Annotated in this window: 22 protein-coding genes, 1 tRNA gene and 1 pseudogene; 16 read left to right on the top strand and 8 right to left on the bottom strand. The window is 63.8% G+C overall.

The genetic code is table 11. From position 1 onward, the window contains the following. Positions 1 to 52: 52 nt before the first annotated feature. Both GV161_RS14790 and GV161_RS14795 read left to right on the top strand, forming a co-directional pair. Entirely contained in the window at positions 53 to 505 is a 453-nt protein-coding gene (locus GV161_RS14790; protein ID WP_152016415.1) for an ATP-binding protein, read from the top strand. Positions 506 to 551: 46 nt separating this feature from the next. Further along, complete coding sequence (locus tag GV161_RS14795; RefSeq protein WP_152016416.1) at positions 552 to 899, top strand: STAS domain-containing protein; 348 nt, start codon at positions 552 to 554, stop codon at positions 897 to 899. Between the two features lie 386 nt (positions 900 to 1,285). Here GV161_RS14795 and GV161_RS14800 read toward each other — a convergent pair. After that, positions 1,286 to 1,375: transfer RNA gene (locus tag GV161_RS14800), tRNA-Ser, on the bottom strand. Between the two features lie 197 nt (positions 1,376 to 1,572). Here GV161_RS14800 and GV161_RS14805 point away from each other — a divergent pair. Further along, positions 1,573 to 1,875, top strand: coding sequence for a hypothetical protein (locus GV161_RS14805; RefSeq protein WP_152016417.1), 303 nt, complete (start codon positions 1,573 to 1,575; stop codon positions 1,873 to 1,875). A 157-nt stretch (positions 1,876 to 2,032) separates the two neighbouring features. Further along, positions 2,033 to 2,677: pseudogene (locus GV161_RS14810) on the top strand (magnesium chelatase domain-containing protein); the annotation flags it as partial. A gap of 275 nt (positions 2,678 to 2,952) precedes the next feature. Here GV161_RS14810 and GV161_RS31180 read toward each other — a convergent pair. Beyond that, positions 2,953 to 4,077 (bottom strand): methyl-accepting chemotaxis protein, encoded by a 1,125-nt coding sequence (locus tag GV161_RS31180; protein WP_248310635.1) that lies wholly within the window; start codon positions 4,075 to 4,077, stop codon positions 2,953 to 2,955. A gap of 9 nt (positions 4,078 to 4,086) precedes the next feature. Here GV161_RS31180 and GV161_RS31185 point away from each other — a divergent pair, with 9 nt between their 5' ends. Both GV161_RS31185 and GV161_RS14820 read left to right on the top strand, forming a co-directional pair. Then, the gene (locus tag GV161_RS31185; protein WP_244624220.1) at positions 4,087 to 4,779 is read left to right on the top strand and encodes a hypothetical protein; all 693 of its coding nucleotides are present in this window, start codon (positions 4,087 to 4,089) and stop codon (positions 4,777 to 4,779) included. Positions 4,780 to 5,253: 474 nt separating this feature from the next. Next, positions 5,254 to 5,550, top strand: coding sequence for a hypothetical protein (locus GV161_RS14820; RefSeq protein WP_152016419.1), 297 nt, complete (start codon positions 5,254 to 5,256; stop codon positions 5,548 to 5,550). Positions 5,551 to 5,682: 132 nt separating this feature from the next. Here the strand turns inward: GV161_RS14820 and GV161_RS14825 are convergent, their stop codons facing one another. Continuing rightward, positions 5,683 to 6,522 (bottom strand): hypothetical protein, encoded by an 840-nt coding sequence (locus GV161_RS14825; RefSeq protein WP_152016420.1) that lies wholly within the window; start codon positions 6,520 to 6,522, stop codon positions 5,683 to 5,685. Between the two features lie 398 nt (positions 6,523 to 6,920). On the opposite strand from GV161_RS14825, the gene GV161_RS14830 reads away from it, so the two are divergent. The 4 genes from GV161_RS14830 (at position 6,921) to GV161_RS14845 (ending at position 11,101) form a co-directional block, all read left to right on the top strand. After that, a complete protein-coding gene (locus GV161_RS14830; RefSeq protein WP_152016421.1) occupies positions 6,921 to 7,889 on the top strand; it encodes a GAF domain-containing protein in 969 nt (322 codons plus the stop codon). A 135-nt stretch (positions 7,890 to 8,024) separates the two neighbouring features. Continuing rightward, a complete protein-coding gene (gene adh / locus GV161_RS14835) occupies positions 8,025 to 9,542 on the top strand; it encodes an aldehyde dehydrogenase (RefSeq protein WP_152016422.1) in 1,518 nt (505 codons plus the stop codon). A 153-nt stretch (positions 9,543 to 9,695) separates the two neighbouring features. After that, positions 9,696 to 10,727: an alcohol dehydrogenase AdhP gene (gene adhP, locus GV161_RS14840; RefSeq protein ID WP_152016423.1), complete on the top strand. Its 1,032-nt coding sequence runs from the start codon at positions 9,696 to 9,698 to the stop codon at positions 10,725 to 10,727. A gap of 2 nt (positions 10,728 to 10,729) precedes the next feature. Next, positions 10,730 to 11,101, top strand: coding sequence for a DUF779 domain-containing protein (locus GV161_RS14845; protein ID WP_152016424.1), 372 nt, complete (start codon positions 10,730 to 10,732; stop codon positions 11,099 to 11,101). A gap of 24 nt (positions 11,102 to 11,125) precedes the next feature. On the opposite strand, the gene GV161_RS14850 is transcribed toward GV161_RS14845, so the two are convergent. From GV161_RS14850 to GV161_RS14860, 3 genes are all read right to left on the bottom strand, one after another. Then, complete coding sequence (locus tag GV161_RS14850; protein WP_152016425.1) at positions 11,126 to 12,706, bottom strand: diguanylate cyclase; 1,581 nt, start codon at positions 12,704 to 12,706, stop codon at positions 11,126 to 11,128. A gap of 1,153 nt (positions 12,707 to 13,859) precedes the next feature. Continuing rightward, a complete protein-coding gene (locus GV161_RS14855; RefSeq protein WP_152016426.1) occupies positions 13,860 to 14,714 on the bottom strand; it encodes a dienelactone hydrolase family protein in 855 nt (284 codons plus the stop codon). A gap of 80 nt (positions 14,715 to 14,794) precedes the next feature. Beyond that, on the bottom strand, positions 14,795 to 16,090 hold the full coding sequence (locus tag GV161_RS14860; RefSeq protein ID WP_152016427.1) for an ISNCY family transposase: 1,296 nt from the start codon (positions 16,088 to 16,090) through the stop codon (positions 14,795 to 14,797). Between the two features lie 226 nt (positions 16,091 to 16,316). Between GV161_RS14860 and hemN the strand changes: the two genes are divergently transcribed. Further along, positions 16,317 to 17,660 carry an oxygen-independent coproporphyrinogen III oxidase gene (hemN, locus tag GV161_RS14865; RefSeq protein ID WP_152016428.1) on the top strand — a complete coding sequence of 448 codons (1,344 nt, stop codon included), beginning with the start codon at positions 16,317 to 16,319 and terminating at the stop codon, positions 17,658 to 17,660. 6 nt (positions 17,661 to 17,666) lie between these two features. On the opposite strand, the gene GV161_RS14870 is transcribed toward hemN, so the two are convergent. After that, complete coding sequence (locus tag GV161_RS14870; RefSeq protein ID WP_152016429.1) at positions 17,667 to 18,251, bottom strand: UbiX family flavin prenyltransferase; 585 nt, start codon at positions 18,249 to 18,251, stop codon at positions 17,667 to 17,669. Further along, positions 18,248 to 19,768 (bottom strand): UbiD family decarboxylase, encoded by a 1,521-nt coding sequence (locus tag GV161_RS14875; RefSeq protein WP_244624221.1) that lies wholly within the window; start codon positions 19,766 to 19,768, stop codon positions 18,248 to 18,250. The genes GV161_RS14870 and GV161_RS14875 overlap by 4 nt, the downstream gene beginning before the upstream one ends. Before the next feature lie 109 nt (positions 19,769 to 19,877). On the opposite strand from GV161_RS14875, the gene GV161_RS14880 reads away from it, so the two are divergent. From GV161_RS14880 to GV161_RS14900, 5 genes are all read left to right on the top strand, one after another. Beyond that, complete coding sequence (locus tag GV161_RS14880) at positions 19,878 to 20,426, top strand: SCP2 sterol-binding domain-containing protein (RefSeq protein ID WP_152016431.1); 549 nt, start codon at positions 19,878 to 19,880, stop codon at positions 20,424 to 20,426. Continuing rightward, positions 20,417 to 21,394 carry a peptidase U32 family protein gene (locus GV161_RS14885; RefSeq protein ID WP_152016432.1) on the top strand — a complete coding sequence of 326 codons (978 nt, stop codon included), beginning with the start codon at positions 20,417 to 20,419 and terminating at the stop codon, positions 21,392 to 21,394. The genes GV161_RS14880 and GV161_RS14885 overlap by 10 nt, the downstream gene beginning before the upstream one ends. A gap of 31 nt (positions 21,395 to 21,425) precedes the next feature. Next, positions 21,426 to 22,343 (top strand): U32 family peptidase, encoded by a 918-nt coding sequence (locus tag GV161_RS14890; protein WP_152016433.1) that lies wholly within the window; start codon positions 21,426 to 21,428, stop codon positions 22,341 to 22,343. A gap of 26 nt (positions 22,344 to 22,369) precedes the next feature. Then, positions 22,370 to 22,741 carry a hypothetical protein gene (locus tag GV161_RS14895; protein WP_244664284.1) on the top strand — a complete coding sequence of 124 codons (372 nt, stop codon included), beginning with the start codon at positions 22,370 to 22,372 and terminating at the stop codon, positions 22,739 to 22,741. A gap of 133 nt (positions 22,742 to 22,874) precedes the next feature. After that, positions 22,875 to 23,321 carry a pseudoazurin gene (locus GV161_RS14900; RefSeq protein ID WP_152016434.1) on the top strand — a complete coding sequence of 149 codons (447 nt, stop codon included), beginning with the start codon at positions 22,875 to 22,877 and terminating at the stop codon, positions 23,319 to 23,321. Positions 23,322 to 23,344: the final 23 nt, after the last annotated feature.

Below are 23,344 nucleotides of genomic sequence, written 5' to 3' on the forward strand. Positions count from 1 at the left end.
TCGGGCCCTAGCGTCACAGGCGAATGACAATCGCCGACCCGAAGGGCGTTGAATGCTGGCGCGCGGTATCCATGTCGTCCTTCGGAGCGACACGCATGAAATCCGGCGCCTCGCCGATGCGATCGAGTATCTGGCCGATTCGCTTCAGCTGCCCCAGCCGATGATCTTCAAGCTCAATCTCGCACTCGATGAACTGATCACCAACACGATCGCCTATGGCTACGCCGAACAGAAGGACGGCGTCATCGACATCGAGATGCGCCGCCATGACGACCGTGTCGTCGTGAAGCTGATCGACAGTGCTGCGGCCTTCGACCCGCTTTCGGCCCTGGAGCCGGACACGGCCGCCGCGCTGGAGGACCGCAAGATCGGCGGCCTCGGCATCCATTTCGTCCGCACGCTGATCGACGAGGTCGACTATCAGCGCGACGACGACCGCAATGTCATCACGTTGACGCTTCTCTTGCCGCCGCAGCCGGTGACGGCCGCCGGTGCCCACCCCTGAACGAGCAGTTCCGGCCTGACCCGCCGCCACAGGAGAGGAACGGCTCATGATGGAGTCGCAGACCATTGGCGAGATGCGCGTCTTGTCGCTCACGGGCCGGCTCGACAGCATCAATGCGGCCGAGATGGAAGCCGCGATCGTGGCCGAGATCCGCGAGGGCGCCGTGCGCCTCGTGCTCGACTGTTCGGGGCTGACCTATGTCTCCAGCGCCGGCCTGCGTGTCTTCCTCGTCGTCGCCAAGCGCATGCGCGAGATCGGCGGCCGGGTCATCCTCGCGGGCCTCGCCCCCTCGGTGAAGGAGGTGTTCGCGATCAGCGGCTTCCTGCAGATCCTCACGGTTTGCGAAACCCGGGACGACGCCATCGCTATGTATGAGCAAGAGGCCGCGCGATAACAGTCGGAGCAGCCCAACATGTGAACGGAACGCAGGAGGATAGCTCGGCAGCGGTCAACATGTGCCAGCTCAAGACGTAAGGCGGCGTGGATTGCCGGAAAACGGTCCTTCAAGGCGGCAGCAAAGTGCGGATATCACCGGTTCATCATTCTCTCCCAAACCGGACGTTGTGAGCGTCGGGAATGGGCCAACTCTCGACAGAAAATTAGTCACTGCGGTTGTCGTGCGGAACCGCAGTCGCGCGGGCCGAGCAGAGAAACGGCCCTTTGAAAGGCGCAAAAGTTCTCGGCTGCCACGGAACAGAGAACGTCCCGGCGCCTTCAAGCCGCGGAAATCCCGGCCATTTCGAGCGGTTCTGCGCCGAGGGCTGAAGCTGGGAGACTTGCTGGCGGACAGGGCGGGATTCGAACCCGCGATACGGTTTCCCGTATACACACTTTCCAGGCGTGCGCCTTCAACCACTCGGCCACCTGTCCGGCGCGCTGCTTATGGCGTCCATGCGCGCGACTTTCAAGGCCTAAAGCCATCGGCTGCACAGGGTTGCGTGCAATTGTCCTTTGCCGTTGCATGATCGCGGGCGAGGGGACACATGCAGATGCACCGGTGCAGCCCATCGAGGCTCTCGCGGCCGGCTGTGGCGGGAATGGGGGAAGGCTTGCGGGTTCTCGTCAGGATGCTGGGGTACCTTCTCGTTGCCGGCGGCTTCGTCGCGCTGCTCACTGATGGCGCGCGCTCGATCGCCAATTCGGCCCTGCGCTTTACGCCGCTCGGCGAGACCGCGCTGACGTTTCTCGGCGAGCGCTTCCGTCAGCTGCAGCCTGCGGTCGAACGCAATCTCCACCCCATGCTCTGGGACCCGGTGCTGGTCCATGTGCTGCAGGTGCCGACCGCAGCGGCCGGATTGCTGCTCGGCTTCCTCCTGCTCTGGCTCGGTGCGGCGCCCAAATCCGTGATCGGCATCGTCACGCGACGGTGATCATCTTGATGGGCCGTGTCACCGCGGCGCCGGTCCTGTTGCGGCAGGCGATCGCCCGCAACGCAGTCTTGCGAGGGGTGTTGCAAGTTCCCGATATGTTCTTGCAACCATGGCGCGCTTCCGCTAGCGTCATTGCGCGGGACTGGGGTGGGCTTGGATGGTGACGCGAGTCGCGACTGTGGCGTTCGAAGGCATCGAGGCGCGCGCCGTCGATGTCCAGGTCCAGGTCACGCCCGGCGGCGTCGCCTTCATCTTGGTCGGCCTGCCCGACAAGGCCGTCGGCGAGAGCAAGGAGCGGGTCCGTGCCGCGCTGATCGCCTCGGGGCTGGCCTTGCCGGCCAAGCGCATCACCGTCAATCTCGCTCCGGCCGACCTGCCGAAGGAAGGCAGCCATTACGATCTGCCGATTGCGCTCGGCGTCATGGCGGCGATCGGCGCGATCCCGGCCGACGCGCTCGCCGGCTACACCGTGCTCGGCGAGCTTGCTCTCGATGGCTCGATCGCGCCGGTTGCCGGTGTATTGCCGGCCGCGATCGCGGCCTATGGCCGAGGGCAGGGGCTGATCTGCCCCGCCGCCAGCGGGTCGGAAGCGGCCTGGGCGGCTGGTGATCTCGATATCCTCGCGCCTCGTTCGCTGATCCAGCTCGCCAACCATTTCAAGGGCACGCAGGTGATGGCGCGGCCTGAGCCGGCTGTCGCCCGCCAGAGCGGGCTGCTGCCCGACCTGCGCGACATCAAGGGCCAGGAGAGCGCCAAGCGCGTGCTCGAGATCGCCGCTGCCGGCGGCCACAATCTCCTCATGTTGTGGTACATCATTTGTTCGCCGAGAGATTGCCTAAGCTGCTGAATTTGTTGAACCGGCTTGCACGGGAAGGAATGAAGGCGCCGTTCTGTACTCGCTAAAGGAATGAAGCGTGCGCTACGAGGGAAAGTCCGCTCTCGGGCAGTCCAAGCGAGTTCATGCTCTTACCCAGAGCCATCGCGCAAACGGTACGCTGGTGTTCTCGCAGCGGAGCCGCCGGCAGCATTCCCGACCCGCGATCACGCTTGGCCTCTCGGCGCTTTAGAGGACAGTGTTCAAAACTCGTCCCAGCCGCCAACGGAGCCGCTTGCCGCGCGACGATTTTGGATCGGCAATGTCGTTGCGGCTTTCGGCAAGGCGCTGGCCATAAGAGATGCTGATTGGCGAAGCTGCGTGACCAGACCGCCAGCCGGATCGCTCTCCAGCCTGCCGTCTCCAGCATGGCCAATGCGGAAATCCTGGACCATCTTCTGCAGGGCTTCGGTTGCCCGCTGGAGTTCGGCCGCGACGCCGGCGCTCTGCTCTGCCATCGACGAATTGCGCTGGGTCATCTCGTCCATATGCGCGACGACCTTCGCGACCTCTTCAATGCCGTTGGCCTGTTCGCGCGAGGCGCTGGTGATGTCGGTCAAGGCAGAGGCGACACTGGTCGAGGAGCGCACGATCTCAGCGAGCGATGACCCAGCCTCGTTCACCAGCCTGACCCCCTCTCCAACCTCCTGCGTTGAGTTCGAGATCAGCTTTTTGATGTCATTCGCAGCCTCGGCCGATCGCTGCGCCAGCGTCCGGACTTCGCTGGCGACCACTGCGAAGCCCTTGCCGGCATCGCCGGCTCGCGCGGCCTCTACCGCGGCATTGAGCGCAAGAAGATTGGTCTGGAAGGCGATGTCGTCGATCACGCGGATGATCTCGCCGATATCGTTCGAGGCCTTCTCAATCCGCTCCATCGCCATCACGGCATCGGTGACGATCTTGCCACCGCGATTGGCGGCAGTGTCTGCAAGCGCGCCTAGGTCCGCAGCTTCTCGTGCGCGCTCATAGCTTTGCTTGACCGATGCCGCGAGTTCCTCAGTCGTTGCCGCCGTTTCTTCAAGCGAGGAGGCCTGCTCCTCGGTGCGCTGGGCAAGATCCTTGCTGTCGGAGCCGATCCGCTGCGACCCGACGGCCACCCGCGCCGAAATCTCGCTGACCGCGCGGATGATCGTCCCGAAGGAGTCGACCAATTCGTTGACGCCTCGGCACAGCTCTCCGATCTCACCGGTCTTGCCGTCGAGCGGGATACGTTGCGTCAGATTCTTGGCCTGTGTCGCCGCAATAACGGTGCGCGTTTCCTCCACAGCCTGGCGAAGGGCGATCTCCGCCTGCTTGTTGGCGGTGATGTCGGTCGCGAACTTCACCACTTTGGAGACTTGGCCGAGGGCATCGACGATCGGATTGTAGGATGCCTGGATCCAGACCTTGCGTCCGCCCTTCCCGATCCGCAGATATTGGCCGTCGTCATATTCGCCGCGGCCGAGCTTCTGCCAGAAGCCGGCATAGGCGTCACCGTTGCGCTCGCTGGGCTCGACGAACATCGAGTGGTGCTTGCCCATGATCTCGTCGAGGGTATAGCCCAGCGCCCGCAAGAAATTGTCGTTTGCGCCCAGGATATTGCCCGAAAGGTCGAACTCGATCACGGCCTGCGACTTGCCGATGGCCGCGATCTGGCCGTGGGCATTCGACATCGCTTCCTTTATGTCGGTTATGTCGGTCGCGTATTTGATGACCTTGAAGGGCTGGCCACCGCCGCGTCCGCAGATCGGCGTATAGGTCGCTTGCAGCCAGATGCGACGGCCATCCTTGGCGACGCGGGCGAACTGCGCCTGCAGCGCCTGCCCCCGTTTCAGATCCTGCCAGAAGGTGCGATAGGCCTCGCTGTCTCGCTCTTCCGGCGGCACGAACATCGAGTGGTGCTTGCCTGCGACCTCGCTGCGCGCATAGCCGACCGTCTTCAGAAAGATCTCGTTGGCGTCCAGTATTCGCCCGTCGAGGTCGAATTCGATGACCGCCTGCCAGCGTCGAATGGATGCAGCTTCCGCGGTCGCTTGCGAGCCGGCCTCTGAGAAAAACCGCATCCACTGCCCCTGCGTTCAAAGTTCATGCTTCTGCGCAAGCCAAGCATTGATTGGCTAGCGATCAGTTAACGTCGCGACCGGCGCGGTTAACACTGGCGATTTTTTTACCTGATCGCCGGAGATTGCGAGCGGCCAGCGCGCAATCCGCGAAAAGGAGCACAGTGACCCGCTTGGGTGCTGGACGCCAACGTAGAAGAGCCCTAAAGCCTGACACAGCTGTCTCGTTTCGCGCAATAGTCTAGCGTCTCATCATAGCACAAGTGACGATTAGGCACGGGGAATCTCGCTATCCATTGAGAGAATCCGGATCTATTTCATCTCACGCGAGCGTTGAGCGACGCCGAATGCTCAGTGATGGATAGCTGATCGATTGGCATTGCGCTCTGCTGGTGCTTGCGTGGATTATTTAGCAGCTGGAAGCGCCTGGGATCGGTCGATGATTTGTCCTCGCAGGAACGGTAGATGACCGAAATTCGGCCGTATCAGGTGCTCCTCGAAGTCGACCGAGATCGATTCTACACTCGCGTGCGCGAAATCGAGGCTTGGCTCGCGGACTGGCAGGTAGATGCGGAAATTGGTTCCGTCCTTGTCGATAGTGGGCGGCTTCGGATCAGGTTCGCCGACGAGCGGGCTGCCTACGCATTCCGGCGCTGCCATGGCGGCCGGGCGGTGTCACTTGATGAGCTCAAGACCGCCAAGCTGGCCGACGCCGCTGACGAGGACCAATACGACCGCCTTGCGCGTGAACATCCTGACTGAGAGGAGGCGTGCACAATGCCAGATTTCGTCAGGGTGGGATCGGGCGCGCCACGCGATTGACTCCGCCGCATCGATAGCTGCTCAGACGTCCGCTTGTCACGCCTACACACCATAGTCGAGCGAGTTAGATAGTCAGGGGCGGGTTCTAAGATCCAGCAGAACAGGCCATAGGGCCCCGGAGGATTCAGTGTCGCCAACGCCGACGGCTGAATCCAGCAAGGCCAGAACAGCTTGCGCAGCCCGAGGCCAAGCATCAGCCACCACACGACCGCACTCTGCAAACGCGCGGAACTGCTCGGCCATTGGCATGCGAAGGGCGAACGAAAACTCCGCAGCTGCTTCCATTATCATCTCAAGGGCGGCTGACGAGGAATCCCCGCCGCGAGGAGTCACGGTGATATCGCGCCAGCGCTCAGCAGCGCGTTTTGCCTCCCGGACCAGGAAGGACTGCATCCCGGCTTCATCTGCGATTTCCGCGCGCAACCTGGCCTCGATAGAGAGGAGCCGCTGCATCGCGCCACCATTGGGCTCGAAAGCTCCCGTGATGCTCGCATTGTTGAGGAAGTTCCTCACTCGATCGGCCGTTGGCAGGTTGAGCCGTCGGACATCGAGATGGAACAGTAGCGGCGCCAGAAGGTGAGCGGATTCGGAAGATGCCATCGTGTCCAGCAGGGCGGTGGCGAGGTCATCATCGCTCCGTTTCCCAAATGGATGCTCCCGGCTCAGCCACATTCCCAATGCGTCTGCTGACAGCGGGTCGGACGCGTTCCATAGCTCCAACGGCGCTGGCGGCGCGGGAGCTACAAGATCAAGATGCGGAAACCAGGAAGCAGCGTCCTCCGAAGCGGTTCCGCAAGCCGCGGCCAAGGAGACGATCTGATCAGCGGATGCCTTTTCGGCAACCCGACTGCGTAGTGCCTGGCCGATCAGCATCGCAATCAGGCGCTTCTCCGTCAGGCCGATCGTGAGCATCCTGTACCAATCGGGCGCGGTGGTATGGCTTGTTCGATCGACAAACGGGAAATTCGTCCGCGCGGCGAGCCAGGTTGCAACTTCGCGAAAGTCGTAGCCTGGCGGTGCCAAATTCAGAACGCACAGATCCGCATAGCTCCAGAGGAATGAGATGCGCGTCGTAGGATCATGGTATCGGCCGATGAAGAGCGCTAAGAATATAGAAAACAGGTTGCGTGATGTGGCGAAGCGAGTGTGACCTGGGCGTTGCCACCGCGCGACTTTTGGTTAGATCGCCATCTGCTCATGTTTGTGAGACTTATAGGCGCCGGCGAAGCATCGCACCCAGCACTTGCTTAGCCGCGGTTCGGCCCGATGAGACGGCGCCGCGAAAGGCGAGGAACGACCGGGAGGAGGCCATGCAGCATCCTGAGCGGCGTCAGCATGCGGACAGGATCCACGTCGCCATCGAGGCAGGCGAGGCGGCGATGTCGGCTCTTGTCGCATCCTGGAAGCGCTCGGCTGCGCTGCATCGGCTCGACCCGGCCGAGCGCCGGTTGCCGCAGCGGCTCGGAGCCCAAGATCTCGCCCTCGCCCGCGAACGCATCGCGCCCTTGCTGAAAGCAGCTCACACGACCTTGGATCGGCTCTTCCTCGCTGTCGGTGGCATGGGCTGCTGCGTCCTGCTGGCGGATCGGGACGGCATTCCGGTCGAGCGCCGCGGCGCACCCGGTGAGGACGGGACTTTCGAGAACTGGGGACTCTGGACGGGCTGCGTCTGGAGTGAGGATAGCGAAGGCACCAACGGCATCGGCACCTGCCTTGTCGAGCAGCGGGCGCTAACCATCCACCGCAATCAGCACTTCTTCACCCGCAATACGTTGCTGTCCTGTACGACGGCGCCGATCTACGATCATGAAGGCCAGATCGCGGGCGCGCTCGATGTCTCCTCCTGCCGCGCCGATCTCGGCGACGACCTGGTCAACCTCGTCGCCGTGGCCGTCGGCGACGCCGCACGCAGGATCGAAGCCGAAGCCTTCCGCCTCGCCTTTCCGCGGGCCCGCATTATCGTGGCGCCCACGGCAGACTGGACGCCGAACGCCTTGCTGGCGGTTGACAAGGACGATCTCGTGATCGGCGCAACCCGCGCCGCGCGCCATTCCTATCGCCATCGCGACGGCCTGATCGGCATGCCAGTTCCGAGCGGCGACGACGCGGAAGCCGAGACGCGATACGATGACGAACTGCGCCATGCCGAGCGTGTCATCGTCGAACGCGCCCTGATGCGTTCCAGGGGCAACGTAACGGCCGCGGCGCGTCAGCTCGGCCTTTCGCGCGCCACCTTGCATCGCAAGCTCGGCAAATTCGGGCTCGATCGCTCCCACTGAATTATTGCACTGCAAGTGTCGCAGCGGTGAGACAGTTGGCCGAGGCCCGCTTCGCTAGCGGGGCTGACAGCGGCGGGGTTTCGGCGACACTTCCCGGTAGGACGCGGATGTCAGCGTCGCACCAGGGAGGTCACCATGAACAAGCCCGAATTCGTCCATTCCGCAGCTTCGCCGTTCAAGGCGCGCTACGGGAACTTCATCGGTGGCAAATGGACTGAGCCGGCTGCCGGCCGCTATTTCGAGAACCGCTCGCCGATCAACGGCCAACTCCTTTGCGAGATCGCCCGCTCGGACGCGGTCGACATCGAGGCCGCGCTCGACGCCGCTCACGCTGCTAAGGAAAGCTGGGGCCGCACGAGCGCCGCCGAGCGCGCGCTGCTGCTCAATCGCATCGCCGATCGGATCGAGGACAATCTTGGCACGCTCGCCCTCGCCGAGACCCTGGACAACGGCAAGCCGATCCGCGAAACCACCGCCGCCGACTTGCCGCTCGCCATCGATCATTTCCGCTACTTCGCCGGCGCCGTCCGCGCCCAGGAAGGCGGCATTTCCGAGATCGATCACGATACCGTCGCTTATCATTTTCATGAGCCGCTGGGCGTCGTCGGCCAGATCATACCGTGGAACTTCCCGATTTTGATGGCGGTGTGGAAGCTCGCCCCGGCTCTGGCCGCCGGCAACTGCGTCGTACTGAAGCCAGCCGAGCAGACTCCTGCCTCGATCTTAGTACTGCTCGAATTGATCGCCGACATCCTGCCGCCCGGCGTTGTCAACGTCGTCAACGGCTTCGGCTTGGAGGCGGGCAAGCCACTCGCCTCCAGTCCGCGCATCGCCAAGATCGCCTTCACCGGCGAGACGACGACGGGGCGGCTGATCATGCAATACGCCTCGCAGAACCTAATTCCGGTGACGCTGGAGCTCGGCGGCAAGTCGCCGAACATCTTCTTCCAGGATGTCGCGGCCGAGGATGATGACTTCCTCGACAAGGCGATCGAGGGCTTTGTCATGTTCGCGCTGAATCAGGGCGAGGTCTGCACCTGCCCGAGCCGCGCCATCATCCACGAGAAGATCTACGACCGCTTCATGGAGAAGGCGCTGAAGCGCGTCGCGGCGATCGTGCTCGGCGACCCGCGCGATCCGGCGACCATGGTTGGCGCACAGGCCTCCGGCGAGCAACTGGAGAAGATCCTCTCCTATATCGACATCGGCCGGAAGGAGGGCGCCGAAGTCCTGATCGGCGGTGAGCGCAACCAACTGCCGGGCGACCTCGCCGAGGGCTATTACGTCAAGCCAACTGTGTTTCGCGGCAACAACAGGATGCGCATCTTCCAGGAGGAGATCTTCGGCCCCGTCGTCTCGGTGACGACCTTTAGGGACGATGAGGAGGCGCTGTCGATCGCCAACGACACGCTCTACGGCCTCGGTGCCGGCGTCTGGACCCGCGACGGCACCCGCGCCTATCGCTTCGGCCGGGCCATCCAGGCCGGCCGTGTCTGGACCAACTGCTACCACGCCTATCCCGCCCATGCGGCCTTCGGCGGCTACAAGCAGTCCGGCATCGGCCGCGAGAACCACAAGATGATGCTCGACCACTACCAGCAGACCAAGAACCTGCTGGTCAGCTACGCCCCGAAGAAGCTCGGCTTCTTCTGATCTCCGCCGGGAGGGCAGCCGATCGTGGCGCAGCTTGCGTTGCATCAAGGCTCCCCTCCGTGGCCGCGCTCACCATGCATCGAGGGCCAGCAACGTCCGGACCCGCTTTTCTGGACGTCCCGGCCCCGTCTCTCAAAACGGAGTTCCAAAGCCATGGCCAGGACGATGAAGGCCGCCGTCGTGCGGATGTTCGGCAAGCCGCTGACGATCGACGAGGTGCCGGTGCCCGAACCCGGCCCGGGCATGATCCAGGTCGCGATCAAGGCCTCTGGCGTCTGCCACACCGATCTCCACGCCGCCGAGGGCGACTGGCCGGTGAAGCCGAACCCTCCCTTCATCCCCGGCCATGAGGGCGTCGGCTTCGTCTCGGCGGTCGGCGCCGGCGTTAGGCACGTCAAGGAGGGCGACCGCGTCGGCGTGCCCTGGCTCTACACCGCCTGCGGCCACTGCCGGCATTGTCTCGGCGGCTGGGAGACCTTGTGCGAGACCCAGCAGAACACCGGCTATTCCATCAATGGCGGCTTCGCAGAATATGTCGTCGCCGATCCGAACTATGTCGGCCACCTGCCCGACAACATCGCCTTCACCGAGATCGCCCCGGTGCTCTGTGCCGGCGTCACGGTCTACAAAGGGCTCAAGGTCACCGACACCAAGCCCGGCGACTGGGTCGCGATCTCCGGCATCGGCGGCCTTGGCCACATGGCGGTGCAATATGCCAGGGCGATGGGCCTCAACGTCGCCGCGGTCGACATTGACGACGCCAAGCTCGATCTGGCGAGGCGGCTGGGCGCGACCGTCACCGTCAACGCTAGGAATGAAGACCCCCGCACCGTGATCCGCCGCGAGACCGGCGGCGGCGTTCAGGGCGTGCTCGTGACCGCGGTCAGCCCCAAGGCCTTCGAGCAGGCGATTGGCATGGTTGCCCGCGGCGGCACGATCGCGCTCAACGGCTTGCCGCCGGGCGGCTTCCCGCTCGACATCTTTGGCATGGTGTTGAACGGTATAACGGTCCGCGGCTCGATCGTCGGCACAAGGCTCGACCTGCAGGAATCGCTCGACTTCGCCGCCGACGGTAAGGTCAAGGCGACCGTAGCGACGGCGAAGCTTGAGGACATCAATGAGGTCTTCGACAGGATGCATAAGGGCCAGATCGAGGGCCGCATCGTGCTCGACCTGGCAGCCTGACGATGACGCGGCAGGCCTCTCCCGAACCGACGGGCGGGACCAGGTCCCTGGTCCGGGCGACGCCTGCCGCCATCGCGCTGCTCGACGAGATCATCGCCGAGCACGGCCCGGTGTTGTTTCACCAGTCGGGCGGCTGCTGCGATGGCTCTTCGCCGATGTGCTATGCGCGCGGCGACTTCATCCTTGGCGACCGCGACGTGCTGCTTGGCACGATCGGCGAAACGCCGTTCTATATCGGTGCCGCCCAATACGAGGCTTGGAAGCACACGGCGCTGACCATAGACGTCGTACCCGGCCGCGGCGGCATGTTCTCCCTCGACAATGGCCGCGAGCGCCGTTTCCTCGTCCGCTCGGACATCTGCCGGATCGGCTGAGCAACGCGGGGCTTCACCGAGAATTCAAGCGGCACGGCTCCAGCGGCCACGCCCGGTTCTCTTGATCTCGTAAAGAGCGTTGTCAGCCTTGCGCATGAGTGCAGTAACGCAATCGGCATCCTGCGGATACATTGCGAGACCGATCGACAAACCGACGTGGAGTTGGTGACCGTCGATTTGGAGCGGTTGCGCCATCACCGCCAGCAGCTGCCTAGCTATGGCGGCCGGATCGCCAGATCTCTGCCCAGTTTCACACAGGACCGCGAATTCGTCGCCGCCGATACGAGCTAACAGATGCTGTCCGCCCAAGGCAGACTGGAACCGCTCGGCGACGGAGCAGAGAAGTGCGTCGCCTGCGGCATGTCCATGGGTGTCATTGATCTCTTTGAAATGGTCGAGATCAAGCCAGAGCAGGCCGAGGTCGCCACGACGGATGGCGGCTTCTTCGACCGATTTTTGCAGCTCGGCGCGAAACAGCCGGAGGTTTGGCAGACCGGTCAAGGCATCATGGTTTGCCAGATGAGCCATGCGCTCTCGCGCCGTCTTCTCCGCACGAATATCCCGCACCTCGATCAAATGCAGCGGTGGACCGGAAGAGGGGATGGGCGTCGTGCAAAACGCGACGTCGATGCGAATCCCGTCGCCAGTGATCAGGCGCCGCTCGCCTTCAACTGGATCGCCCATTCGATCGTCTGTATCGGAGATCGTCCCAGCGACAAAACTCGCCAGCGGTCGCCCTTCGATCTCGTCCTGTCGCATGCCTACTAGGCTGCCAAAGGCTTGGTTCGCCGCGACTACCATTTCGCTTTGGCAAAGGACGATGCCGGTCCTGGCGGCTGCGATCATGCTTCGCATCTGGGCAGCGTCGGCCGCGGCTCGAAGGGCGCGCTTATCGAGGACGACGGTGACCAGGCTGAGCATGACGATCATGGACATCACCATGGCAACGAAGAGCCCGAGCAGAACCTCCGACAAATCGCCATTCGCAACGATGCGGCTTGGATCGGTTTTGAGCAAAGCGGCTGCCATAGCCGTGAAATGAAGGCTGCAGATCGCAGCGCCGAACAGCGCGGTCGCAGCGTATCGGTGCCACACCGAAGCGGAACGACGTTCGATGACAATCGCAATGCTGACCAGGAGGGCGCCGGAACTGATGGAGAGTGCAACGAGGACCGGATCCCATTCGAGCGATCCGGCGAAGACGAGCGCCCTCATGCCGGTAAAGTGCATGGAGGCAATTGCGAAGCTGAGGACAAGCGCCCCTGCCAAGGCACTAGCAGAGACGGCTGAGAGGAGAAGCGGCATCGCCATGCCGGCGATGAGGACACTTAACAGGGCCGATGCAAAAGTTAATGTGGTGTCGTAGCCAGTGGCGATAGCCGGAGAGAAGCCGAGCATCGCGACAAAATGCGTGGCCCAGATGCCTCCGCCCGCAACGCATGCCGCCATAGCCGCCCAGCCATGGCGGGCTCGGCCCTGTTGCATGCGAGCATGGCCAAGGACGACGAAGAGAGCAAATCCGGAGATCAGCGAGACGAGAATGGCGAAGAGGACAAGCCGCACATCATGATCAGCTCGTATGCAGTCCAGAACGCGGATGAACATGCGCGACCTCGCCTCTCGGGCTCTCTTTCGGGAGCCGGCGTGTGCCCTCAAGTGGTTCAAATTTGAAGTATGATGATAGACGATATGCCGTTCGATCGCGAGGTGTGCTTGGTTAATTCTCAATTAATATAAGAATTACGATGCAATTTTGTTATCGGCAAGAAGATGGCTAATCAGGCGTTTGCCATACAGCAACGAATATTAATCTGTTGTGGATATAGCGACGCCACGGCGCGCGCAAATTGGTGCGGCAGCGGAAGAGAACAAGGGCGCGAAGGGGAGCTCGGTCGAGCGTTGGCCATAACACGCGGTGCTTTGTACTGCCGCGGATAAGGCTTCTCGTTCTGGCTCTGTGGTTGCCTGCCATGGCGGGATTTCTGCGAGGTCAGTTCATTGTCGCTTTCGACCACGGGTGGCCAACCACCAGCAGTAGTGGGGACATCGAGCTTGCCGGAGACACTCAAGCTGACGAGCGAGCTGTGCTCGCGATCGGACCGGAGGCAACTTAAGCGAGCGTCAGGGTTGACACGTTCTCGTCGGAGGGGTCGGCAAGAACCCATCATCTTGCCATCGGGGCGAGCGTCGCCTGCAACCGCATGGGCGTACGCCGACGCCATATCCTACCACCCTTACCCTGGCCGCGACTTGTCGTGCCGCCGGATCATCAGGCTCGATCTAACGGGTCCTTCCACCTTTGGCGAATGACCATGCGTTGGTGCCGAAGCGGCGCAAATTTGTGAGCGTTTGACCCGGATCAAAAAACCTCAGCGAAGACAGCGCGACAATGTCATTTTCAAGCGAGGAGGCATTCCGTGGCATACGCGCTGCCGTTTATCCTGAAAATCCTTTTGCGCATCTCCGCTTTCCTAATGTGGACCAGAGAAGGATGATGTTGTTGCCCGCACGGCGCTGCCGAGGTGGCGAGGAGCATTGCGTCTAAGATTGGGGCCTTTCGGCTCAACTGTCAGAACTCGTTAGACAAGTCTCGTTCTGTGCTCGTTAGAGATGTCACTCGGGCCGGCTTTCCAGCCAGCTCAAGCAGCGCGGCGGAGCTGGTCAGGGTTGCTCAGCCGCGCTGCGTCGCCACTACAAGCGGCCGACCGGGCAGGGGCTCTCGGCCGCGGGTGGGTGTGAGATTTGCGAGTATATCCGTCTATTGAGCCAATTCTTTGCCAAGGAAATCGCGGAGTTCGGACGTCGCCCGCTTAGTGGCCTCCTCGTCAAACTTGCTCCAGTGCCCGTAGATCTGACGTGGCTCCTTGAAGACGGGAAAGTTGAACGAGTGATACACCCCCGGAAACAGGGTGAGCCTCAAATGCTTTCCGGCATCCCTCTGGGCGATTGCCTCGCAGCGGGCTGCGTGGGTCCAATCGTCCTTATCGCCGATCAGGATGAGCGTCGGGATGGCCAGGCTCTCCGAAACGATCTCGCATGGAGGATAGTAGGCCGCCGCCGCCTTGAAGCCGAGATCATCGGGCATTTCGTAGATGCCCCTTCGAGAGTGCATTGCGATCCTAAGCGCTACCCCGCCTCCATGCGAATAGCCTACGACCGCAATGCGCGTTGGGTCGACGAAAGGGAGCTTGGCTAGGTAGGCTAACGCACCGAAGGCGTCCTCAACGCGCGGCGCCATATCGCGCCGTTCGACAACGCACGCGTCTTTCATGCCCCGCGGGGTGAAGCTATCTGGCACCAAAGTCACATAGCCCCAGCTGCGGATCGTCTCGGCTTCCTGCCGATGCGAGGCGCCCAACCCACCGCAACCATGTAGGACCACCACTGCAGGGTGCCTGCCGGTCCCATCTGGCTTCGTGAGATAGCCTGGGATCGCAAGCCCCGGAGGATTCTCACCACTTTCTCCGCGAGCCTTGGCTCGCGCTTTTTGAAAATCGCTTAGGCGATAGGTGATCGAGGGGAACTGGACGAGTTCCTCAGCATTCACATTTGCCGTTAGCCCAAGAAGCAGCGTCGTTACGATGGCAAGCGTGGCTAGCTTTGGAGACGGCATATGCGAACCTCCCGGCGTTGAACTTGTCACGCTAGAAGAGATGCAACAACAGCCACTGATTGTCCGGCGGCTTCGCTTCGCTAGCCCGCTTTGAAGATGCTCTTGCCCTGCCCCTGCCGTCGAGGCGCTCGGCCGCTGCGTGACATGTTGAGCTTCTTCTGGCGCTCAGCAATGTAGGCCAGCGTCGCACCTAACCGCTTGTTCTCGACGATCGCGGCCTGATCAACCTGCTGAACCTTGTCGAATGTCCGATAGGGCAGGTCGAGGCCTTGGTGCCGGATCGCAAACCGACCATCCGGATAGTCGTAGATCGTGACACGCTGACGGGCGAGGGGGCGCGTCACCGGCATTGGCTCGAGGATGAATAGCATCTTGTCATATTGCAGTGTCAGGCTCTGCGAAATCGTCCGCTCCTCCTTCCAGGCGAAGGCCTCGTCAATATCGTCGTTCTCAGCGAGCGGGCGATGCAAATCCTTGTCGTTGAAGGGAATCTTGGCAAAGCGTCGGTTGAAGTCGTCCATGAAGCCAGGCAGGAAGGCGTTGCCAGCCTCGATCGAGGAGATTCCTTCGAGCCGCAGTTCCTTCACCAGCCGGTCCTGCAGCGTGCCATTGGCGCGCTCGACCCGGCCTTTGGCCTGCGGAACGTTGGCGCAGATGATGTCGATGTTGAGCTGATCCAGCGCTCGGCCGAACTGGGTCATGCCGTTGCCGCCGGTCGCGCCGACCTTGTTGACCCGTAATGTCGCGTGCTTATCCGAGTAGAACGCCACCGGCTTGCCGTGGCGCTGCAGATAACTCCGCGTCGCTGCAAAATGGTCGAAGGTTGACTCCGCCGTGACGAATTGCAGGTGCATCAGCTGGCTGGTCGCATCGTCTATGAAGACGAGCAGGGTGCATTGCGGACCGCGGTCCTCAAACCACCAATGCTGCGAACCGTCGATCTGGACGAGCTCGCCGACGCAGTCGCGCCGATAGCGCGGCTGATGCACTGGCTTGAGCCGCTCCCGGCGATCGCGCCAGATCCCGTCGGCGATCATCCAGCGTCGCACGGTCTCAACGCCCAGCCGAAGTCCATGGCGCTCGGCGAGCTTCTCGGCCGCCAGCGTCGGCCCAAAATCGAGGTAGTTGGCCCTGATCAACGCGATGGCCTGCGTCCGAACCAAGGCCGGATAGGATCGGTTGCTCGGCTTGTCTCGCTTCTTGGAGACCAGTGCCGCCGGGCCACCATCATGATAGGCGCGCAACAGCCGAAAGACTTGGCGCGCGGTCACGCCGAGCAGTTGTGCCGCTTCGCCCGTTCGAATCCGCTCCGCCAGCAGATCCTTCAGCACATGAACCCGATCGATCTCCGTTCGGCTCATCAACAGCACCGTCATCGCCCGCAAATCCTCAGCCGCAACGCCGAGGAAAAAGTGACATGTCTAATGAGGAGGAGCGCGACCTTTCTAATGGGGTTCTACATCAACACTGTGGGTCACGAATGCCTGTTCAGCGCGAAGAGGTGATCATTCCGAGCGCTGCCAGTTTGCAGCATGTCAAAGAAGGCAGTGAGCGCGCCGGCTATGGAGAAACCACCAGAAACGGCCGACCGGAGCCGCCCCGATGCAGGCTACGCCTTACCGAGACGAGCGCCTTCCGCGCTATACGAGCTATCCGACAGCGCCGCATTTCGGCACCGATGTCGATGCGCAATCATATGAGGGGTGGTTAAGGCAGCTTCCGGTGGGAACGACGACCTCGCTGTATCTGCATGTGCCGTTCTGCCGTTCGATGTGTTGGTATTGCGGCTGCCACACCACAGTGGCTCTGCGCGACGGCCCAATCGTCGACTATCTCGCGGCCTTGCGAAGCGAGATCGGGCTGGTCGCGGAGCAGCTCTCCGCGCCCGTCGACGTGCGCCATGTCCATTTCGGCGGCGGCACGCCGACTATTCTGGAGCCGGCCGATTTCGTCGCGCTGGTCGCGCTTCTGCGTCAGCGTTTCGCAATCCATCCGCGGGCCGAGATCGCGGTCGAGATAGACCCGCGCCGGCTCGGGCCGGCGATGACGGCGGCGCTGGCGGCGGCCGGCGTCAATCGCGCGAGCCTCGGCGTGCAGAGCTTCGATCCCGCCGTGCAGAAGGCGATCAACCGCATCCAGAGCGTCGAGCAGACCGCGACGGTGGTGACGGGCCTGCGCGGCGCCGGCATCACGGCCGTCAGCTTCGACTTGATCTACGGCCTGCCGAAGCAGACGCTGCAGTCCTGCCTCGACACGGTCGAGCAATGCTTGGCGATGAAGCCGGATCGCTTCTCGATCTTCGGCTATGCCCATGTGCCGGAGTTCAAGAAACACCAGCGGCGGATCGCGACCGCGGACCTGCCGGACGGGGAGGCGCGGCACGTGCAGGCGCAGGCGATGGCCGAAACCCTCGCTGCGGCGGGCTATGTCCGCATCGGCCTCGACCACTTCGCCCGGCCGGACGACCCGATGGCCATGGCCCTGTCGCAGGGCCGGCTCCGCCGCAATTTCCAGGGCTACACCACCGACCCCTGCGAGGCGCTGATCGGCTTCGGCGCCTCGGCGATCGGGCGGTTGCCGCAGGGTTATGTCCAGAACGAAGTGGTTATCGGCCGCTATGCCGAACATATCGCCGACGGCGCACTACCAGTCGCCAAGGGCTATCGCCTATCCGCCGAGGATCGCCTGCGCGCGGAGCTGATCGAGCGGGTCATGTGCGATCTTTCTGTCGATATCGATGCCGTCCGTGCCCAGTACTCCGTCGCACCGGAGGTTCTCGTGCCTGCTCTGCGCAAGCTTGACCAACTGGCGCGCGAGGGCGTGATCGACTTCGACGGAAGCCGCGTGCTGCTGCCGGAGAATGCACGGCTCTTCGTACGCAAGGTGGCCTCGGTCTTCGACGCCCATCTCGACCAGCCTCCGCGCAAGTACAGCCGCGCCGTCTGAGTCGCGTCAGGCGACGCCGCCCGCCCATTCGACCGGCGCCGGCTGGGCGACGCCGAGGTCGAGCAGGCCGATTGCACGCAGCGCGATCTGGTCGACGACGGCGGCGATGTCACCGGGCTTCAGATAGAAGGCCGGGACCGGTGGCGCGACGATGCCGCCATATTCCGTGACCTGCGCCATCGCCCGCAGGTGGCCGAGATGCAGCGGGCTTTCCCGGGCCAGCAGCACCAGCCGGCGGCGTTCCTTGAGCTGGACATCGGCAGCCCGCACCAGCAGATCGCCGAGCTGGCCATAGGCGATGGCGCAGAGCGTGCGCATCGAGCAGGGCGCGACGATCATCCCAGCCGTGCGGAACGAGCCGCTGGCGATGCTGGCGCCGATGTCGCGATGATCGTGGCAACAGAAGGCCAGATCCCGCGCCCGTGTCGGCGCCTCCGGGCCGATCTCGGCGGCAAGCGTCCGCTCGGCTGCCGGAGAGATCACCAGATGGGTCTCGATCAAGTCGGTCTCGGCCAGACGTTCCAGCACCCGGAGCCCGATCGCTGCGCCTGAGGCCCCGCTTATCCCCACAATGACACGCAACTGGCTCATCGCGGAGCTCCCGGGGCAGGCACCAGACCGAGTGCGGGCCAGAGTTGGTCGATACGGGCGACGACCTTCGGATCCATCGCCATGGGCCGGCCCCATTCGCGCTCGGTCTCCGGAGGCAGCTTGTTGGTGGCGTCGATGCCGAGCTTGCCTCCCAGGCCGGGCTTCGGCGAAGCGAAGTCGAGATAGTCGATCGGTGTGTCCGTGATGGTAACGAGGTCGCGACTCGCATCGGCGCGGGTAGCGACGGCCCACATCACGTGCGCCCAGTCGCGCGGGTTGATGTCGGCATCGACGATGATCACGAGTTTGGTGTAGCTGAATTGCGGCAGCAACGACCACAGGCCGAGCATGAGGCGCCGCGCCTGGCCGGGATAGCGCTTGGAAATGGCGACGACAGCGATCCGATAGGAGCAGGCTTCCGGCGGCAGCCAGACATCCACCACCTCGGGGAACTGCCGCTTCAGCAGCGGCAGGAACAGCACGTTGAGCGCCTCGCCGATACGCGAAGGTTCGTCCGGAGCTCGGCCGGTGAAGGTCGAGAGATAGAGCGGCGTGCGCCGCATGGTCACGGCCGTCACCCGCATCACGGGAAAGGGCTCGACCGCGTTGTAGTAGCCTGTGTGGTCGCCGAACGGCCCCTCGGGGGCGGTATCGTCGGGCGAGACCAGCCCTTCGATCACGATCTCTGCCTCGGCCGGAACCGATAGCGGGACGCTGACGCAACGGGCAAGCGCTGGCCGCTCGCCGCGCAGCAGTCCGGAGAAGCGGATCTCCGGAACCGTTTCCGGGAGCGGCAGCACGGCGGAAAGGATCGTTGCCGGATCTGCGCCGATCACGACAGCGACCGGCATCTCACGTCCGAGCCGGCGCCATTGCGCATGATGGCGTGCGCCGCCGCGATGGGCGAGCCAGCGCAGGATGGCCCGGTCGCGGCCGAGCACCTGCATGCGGTAGACCCCGAGATTGCCTTCGTCTTCGGATGACGGCTCGGGCGGAGCCGTTAGCACAAGCGGCCAGGTGATCAGCGGGGCTGGTTCGCCTGGCCAGCAGAGCTGCACCGGCAGCGCCGTTAGGTCGATCGCGTCACCCCGGAACACCAGCTCCTGAACTAGTGCGCGCCGGTGCTCGCGTGGACGCATCGACAGAGCGGCGCGGGCCAGCGGTAAGGCCTGCCAGGCTTCGGCGAGCCCCCGCGGTGGCCTGGGCTCGCGCAGTTCCGCGAGCATGCGGCCGAGCGCGGGGAGGTTGCGCTCCTCGACGCCAAGCCCCCAAGCGACACGCTCCACCGTGCCGAAAAGATTGGTCAGTAGCGGCATACGTGAGACCGTCCCATCCAGCTGGATCGGACGCTCAAACAGGAGCACCGGGCCGTCTGCGGCGATGACGCGGCGGTGGATCTCGGTGATCTCGTGCACGACGCTGACCGGCTCGGAGATCCGCCGCAACTGTCCGGCCGCGTCGAGATGGGTGAGGAAGGCACTGAGGTCGCGGAAGCGGGGCAGGTTGCGGATCGGCAAGGGTAGGGGCTCCGGTTGCCGGACCATGACCCGCATATTTCGGAGCCGTCTTTGTGCGGGAACAATGAGCAGGCCGGCCGGGTGCCTAATTTGCCTCCGGAGGTGATCGATGACGGATCCGCAGATGACCGAGCTTCCGGCGAGTGTGCCGGTGCTGCCGCCATGGTTCGCGCGCGCCATGGCGCCGCTGCCGCTCGCGCCGCTGCAGCCGGCTCTGGCGCTGATGCTGTCACGCATCGGGCAGGCCCATCCCGATCTTTATGATCGCCTTGGCGAGCACACCGAAAAGCGCTTCGGTATCGATCCGACCGATCTGCCTTTTGCCTTCGTGCTGGAACCGAAGCCGCGCCGACCGCTGGCGCGCGCCGTCCGGGAGTTACCGGCAGGGCTCGACGCCAGCATCCGCGGGCCACTCTCCGGGCTAATTGGTATGGCGGAGGGGACGCTCGACGGCGATGCACTGTTCTTCTCCCGCGTACTCTGGATCGAGGGCGACGTCGCCGCCGCGCTCGCGCTGCGCAACGCCGTGGATGATGCCCGGATCGATTTCGGCCGCATCCTGCTTCGCGACCTCGGACCGCTCGGAGACCATGTGGCGCAGGAGCTGCGCCGACGGCTGCGGCCGCAGCCGTCGGTGGGAGAGCGTCCATGGAACTGATCTGTCCGGCAGGAACCCCAGCGAGCCTCGAGGCTGCCGTCACGGCGGGCGCCGATGCGGTCTACTGCGGCTTCCGCGACGAGACCAATGCCCGCAACTTCCCGGGCCTCAACTTTTCGCGCGACGAACTGCGCAAGGGCATCGCCTTCGCCCACCGCCATGGCGTCAAGGTGCTGGTTGCGATCAACACCTTCGCCCGGGCCGGCTCCTTCGGGTTGTGGCAGGCGGCGATCGACGATGCCGTCGCGGCCGGGGCCGATGCGCTGATCCTGGCGGACCTGGCGACGCTCGACTATGCCGCTCGTCGCCATCCAAGCCAGCGGCTGCATGTTTCGGTGCAAGCGGGTGCGGCCAATCCTGATGCGATCCGCTTCTATGCCGAGAGCTTTGGGGCGCGCCGTGTCGTGCTGCCGCGCGTGCTCAGCGTGATGGAGATCGCCTCGATCGTGCGCGAGTCGACCTGCGAGACGGAGGTTTTTGTTTTCGGTGGGCTGTGTGTGATGGAGGAGGGGCGCTGTTCGCTGTCCTCCTACGCCACCGGCCAGTCGCCGAATATGAACGGCGTCTGCTCGCCGGCGAGCCATGTCGCCTATTCCGAACGCGACGGCCGCATCCAGTCGACCCTGGGTGGCTTCACCATCAACAACTTCCGCAAGGGAGAGCCAGCCGGCTATCCGACCCTGTGCAAAGGGCGGTTCGCGACGCCGAAAGGCTCCGGCTACATTTTTGAGGAGCCGGTGAGCCTGGATGCCGCCGTGATGCTGCCGGCCCTGCGCGACGCCGGGGTCACCGCGCTCAAGATTGAGGGGCGCCAGCGTGGGCGCGCTTACATCGCCGGGGTGGTGCGCTCCTTCCGCGGCATTCTGGCCGGGCTCGATGAAGGCCGCAGCGCGCACACTCCGAGCCTGGCTGCGCTGGCCGAGGGGCAGGCGAGCACGGTCGGCGCCTATCGCAAGGGCTGGCGCTAGCCGGTTCGGATCGCAGGAAGGATCATCGGCGATGCAACTCACCCTCGGCCCCGTGCTTTATCATTGGCCGCCGGACCGTTGGCGCGACTTCTATTACCGGATCGCTGATGAGGCGCCGGTGGGCACAGTCGTGCTCGGCGAGGTCGTCTGCTCCAAACGGACGCCGTTCAAGCAGGACCACATCGCCGGTGTCGTCGAGCGGCTGGAGGCCGCGGGCAAACGGGTTCTGCATGCCAGCCTGATCCTGGTCTCGCTGCCGCGCGAGCGCCGTCAGACCCGCGAATTGATGGGTGCGCAGGATGCCGAGGTCGAGATCAATGATCTGACCTGCCTCGCCTCCCTAGCTGAAAAGCCCTTTGCGGTTGGCCCCTTCGTGAATGTCTACAACGAGGCTGCCGCAGGCTTCCTGGCCGAGCGCGGCGCGATGCGCATCTGCCTGCCGCCCGAGCTGGCCTTGCCGACTGTAGCGACCATCGCCGCCGCCTTGCCGCAACTGGCGATCGAGGTGTTCGCCTTCGGCAAGATCCCGCTGGCGATCTCGGCGCGCTGCTACCACGCACGCGCGCATAACCTGACCAAGGATAATTGCCGCTTCGTTTGCGAGCAGGACCCCGACGGCATGCCGGTCACGACGATAGATGGCGCGGGCTTCCTTTCGGTCAACGGCGTGCAGACCCTATCGCATGGCTGCACCAGCCTGCTCCTCGACATCCCTGCCCTACGGAAAGCCGGGGTCGCCTCGCTACGGCTCTCACCACAGGACTGCGACATGGTCGCGGTTGCGCGCCTATTCCGCGAGGTCATCGACGGGGAAATTGGGCCGGCAGAGGGTGAGCGCCGGCTCTCGGAGATCTACCCCGACGTGCCGCTGGCCAATGGCTTCCTGCACGGCGCTGCTGGGCACGTTCGGATGGGGGCTAGCGGGGCAGGCCTGGGCGAGATGTGTTGAACCGCCAGGGACGGAAGGAGGCGGTCATGGATCGCGGTCTGGGAAAGGGAGCGCGCCAAGCGCTGGAGCGTGGTGCTTCGGCCGCGCCTGGAAGCGAGCTGATCGGCCGACTGCGCCGCGTGCTGCGGCCGGAGCAGCTGAATTGCGCCTGCCGAGAGACACTCGACGGGGCGCTGGAACGATTCGATCGCCTCGAACGTCGGCGAGAGTCGCGTCGGCAACTCGCTGCAGCCCGCGATCACAAGGAGCGCATCGCCGCCTTGCTCTCGTTTCTTTCGGATCTTGATCTGTTGACTGAGGCGGAGAGCGATCGCAGCGTTTTCGAGGAACTCGCATTGCTCTTTGTCGAGATCGCCCGCAGTGCTGAGGCTGGCGCTGCGGCGCTACGCGAACTGTGACGAGAGGTTCGCGCAAATCGTCCGTGCAATGCATCGCATCTTTGCGCTTTCGCAACTTGACGCCGGTCCGCTCCGACTAATGTCGCGCTGCAGCGAGGGGTTGATGAGCCCGCTGCAGCAACGGAGAAGACAGATGTTCAGGACGATTCTGGCCGGCGCACTGATGGCGTTGGCCGCGGCCGGCGCGAACGCGGCCGAGATCGAGGTCAAGATGCTCAACAAGGGCGCTGCCGGGGCAATGGTGTTCGAGCCCGCCTTGGTGAAGGTCGCGCCGGGCGACACGGTGAAGTTCATTGCGACCGACAAGAGCCACAATGCCGAGAGCATCCCCGAGATGCTGCCGACCGGCGTGGAGCCTTTCGCCGGCAAGATGAACGAGGACATCACCGTCACCTTCAAGGAGAACGGCGTCTACGGCGTCAAGTGCAAGCCGCACTACGGGATGGGCATGGTCGCGCTGATCGTGGTCGGCGAACCGACCAATCTGGAAGCTGCCTCGGCCGCCAAGCATCCCGGCAAGGCCAAGCAGGTCTTTGCCGACCTGGTTGCCAAGGCCAACCAAGTCGCCAAGGCGCAGTAACTCGAAACCCGACAAAGGGGCGC

Source organism: Bosea sp. 29B (genome assembly GCF_902506165.1).
Classification (GTDB): domain Bacteria; phylum Pseudomonadota; class Alphaproteobacteria; order Rhizobiales; family Beijerinckiaceae; genus Allobosea.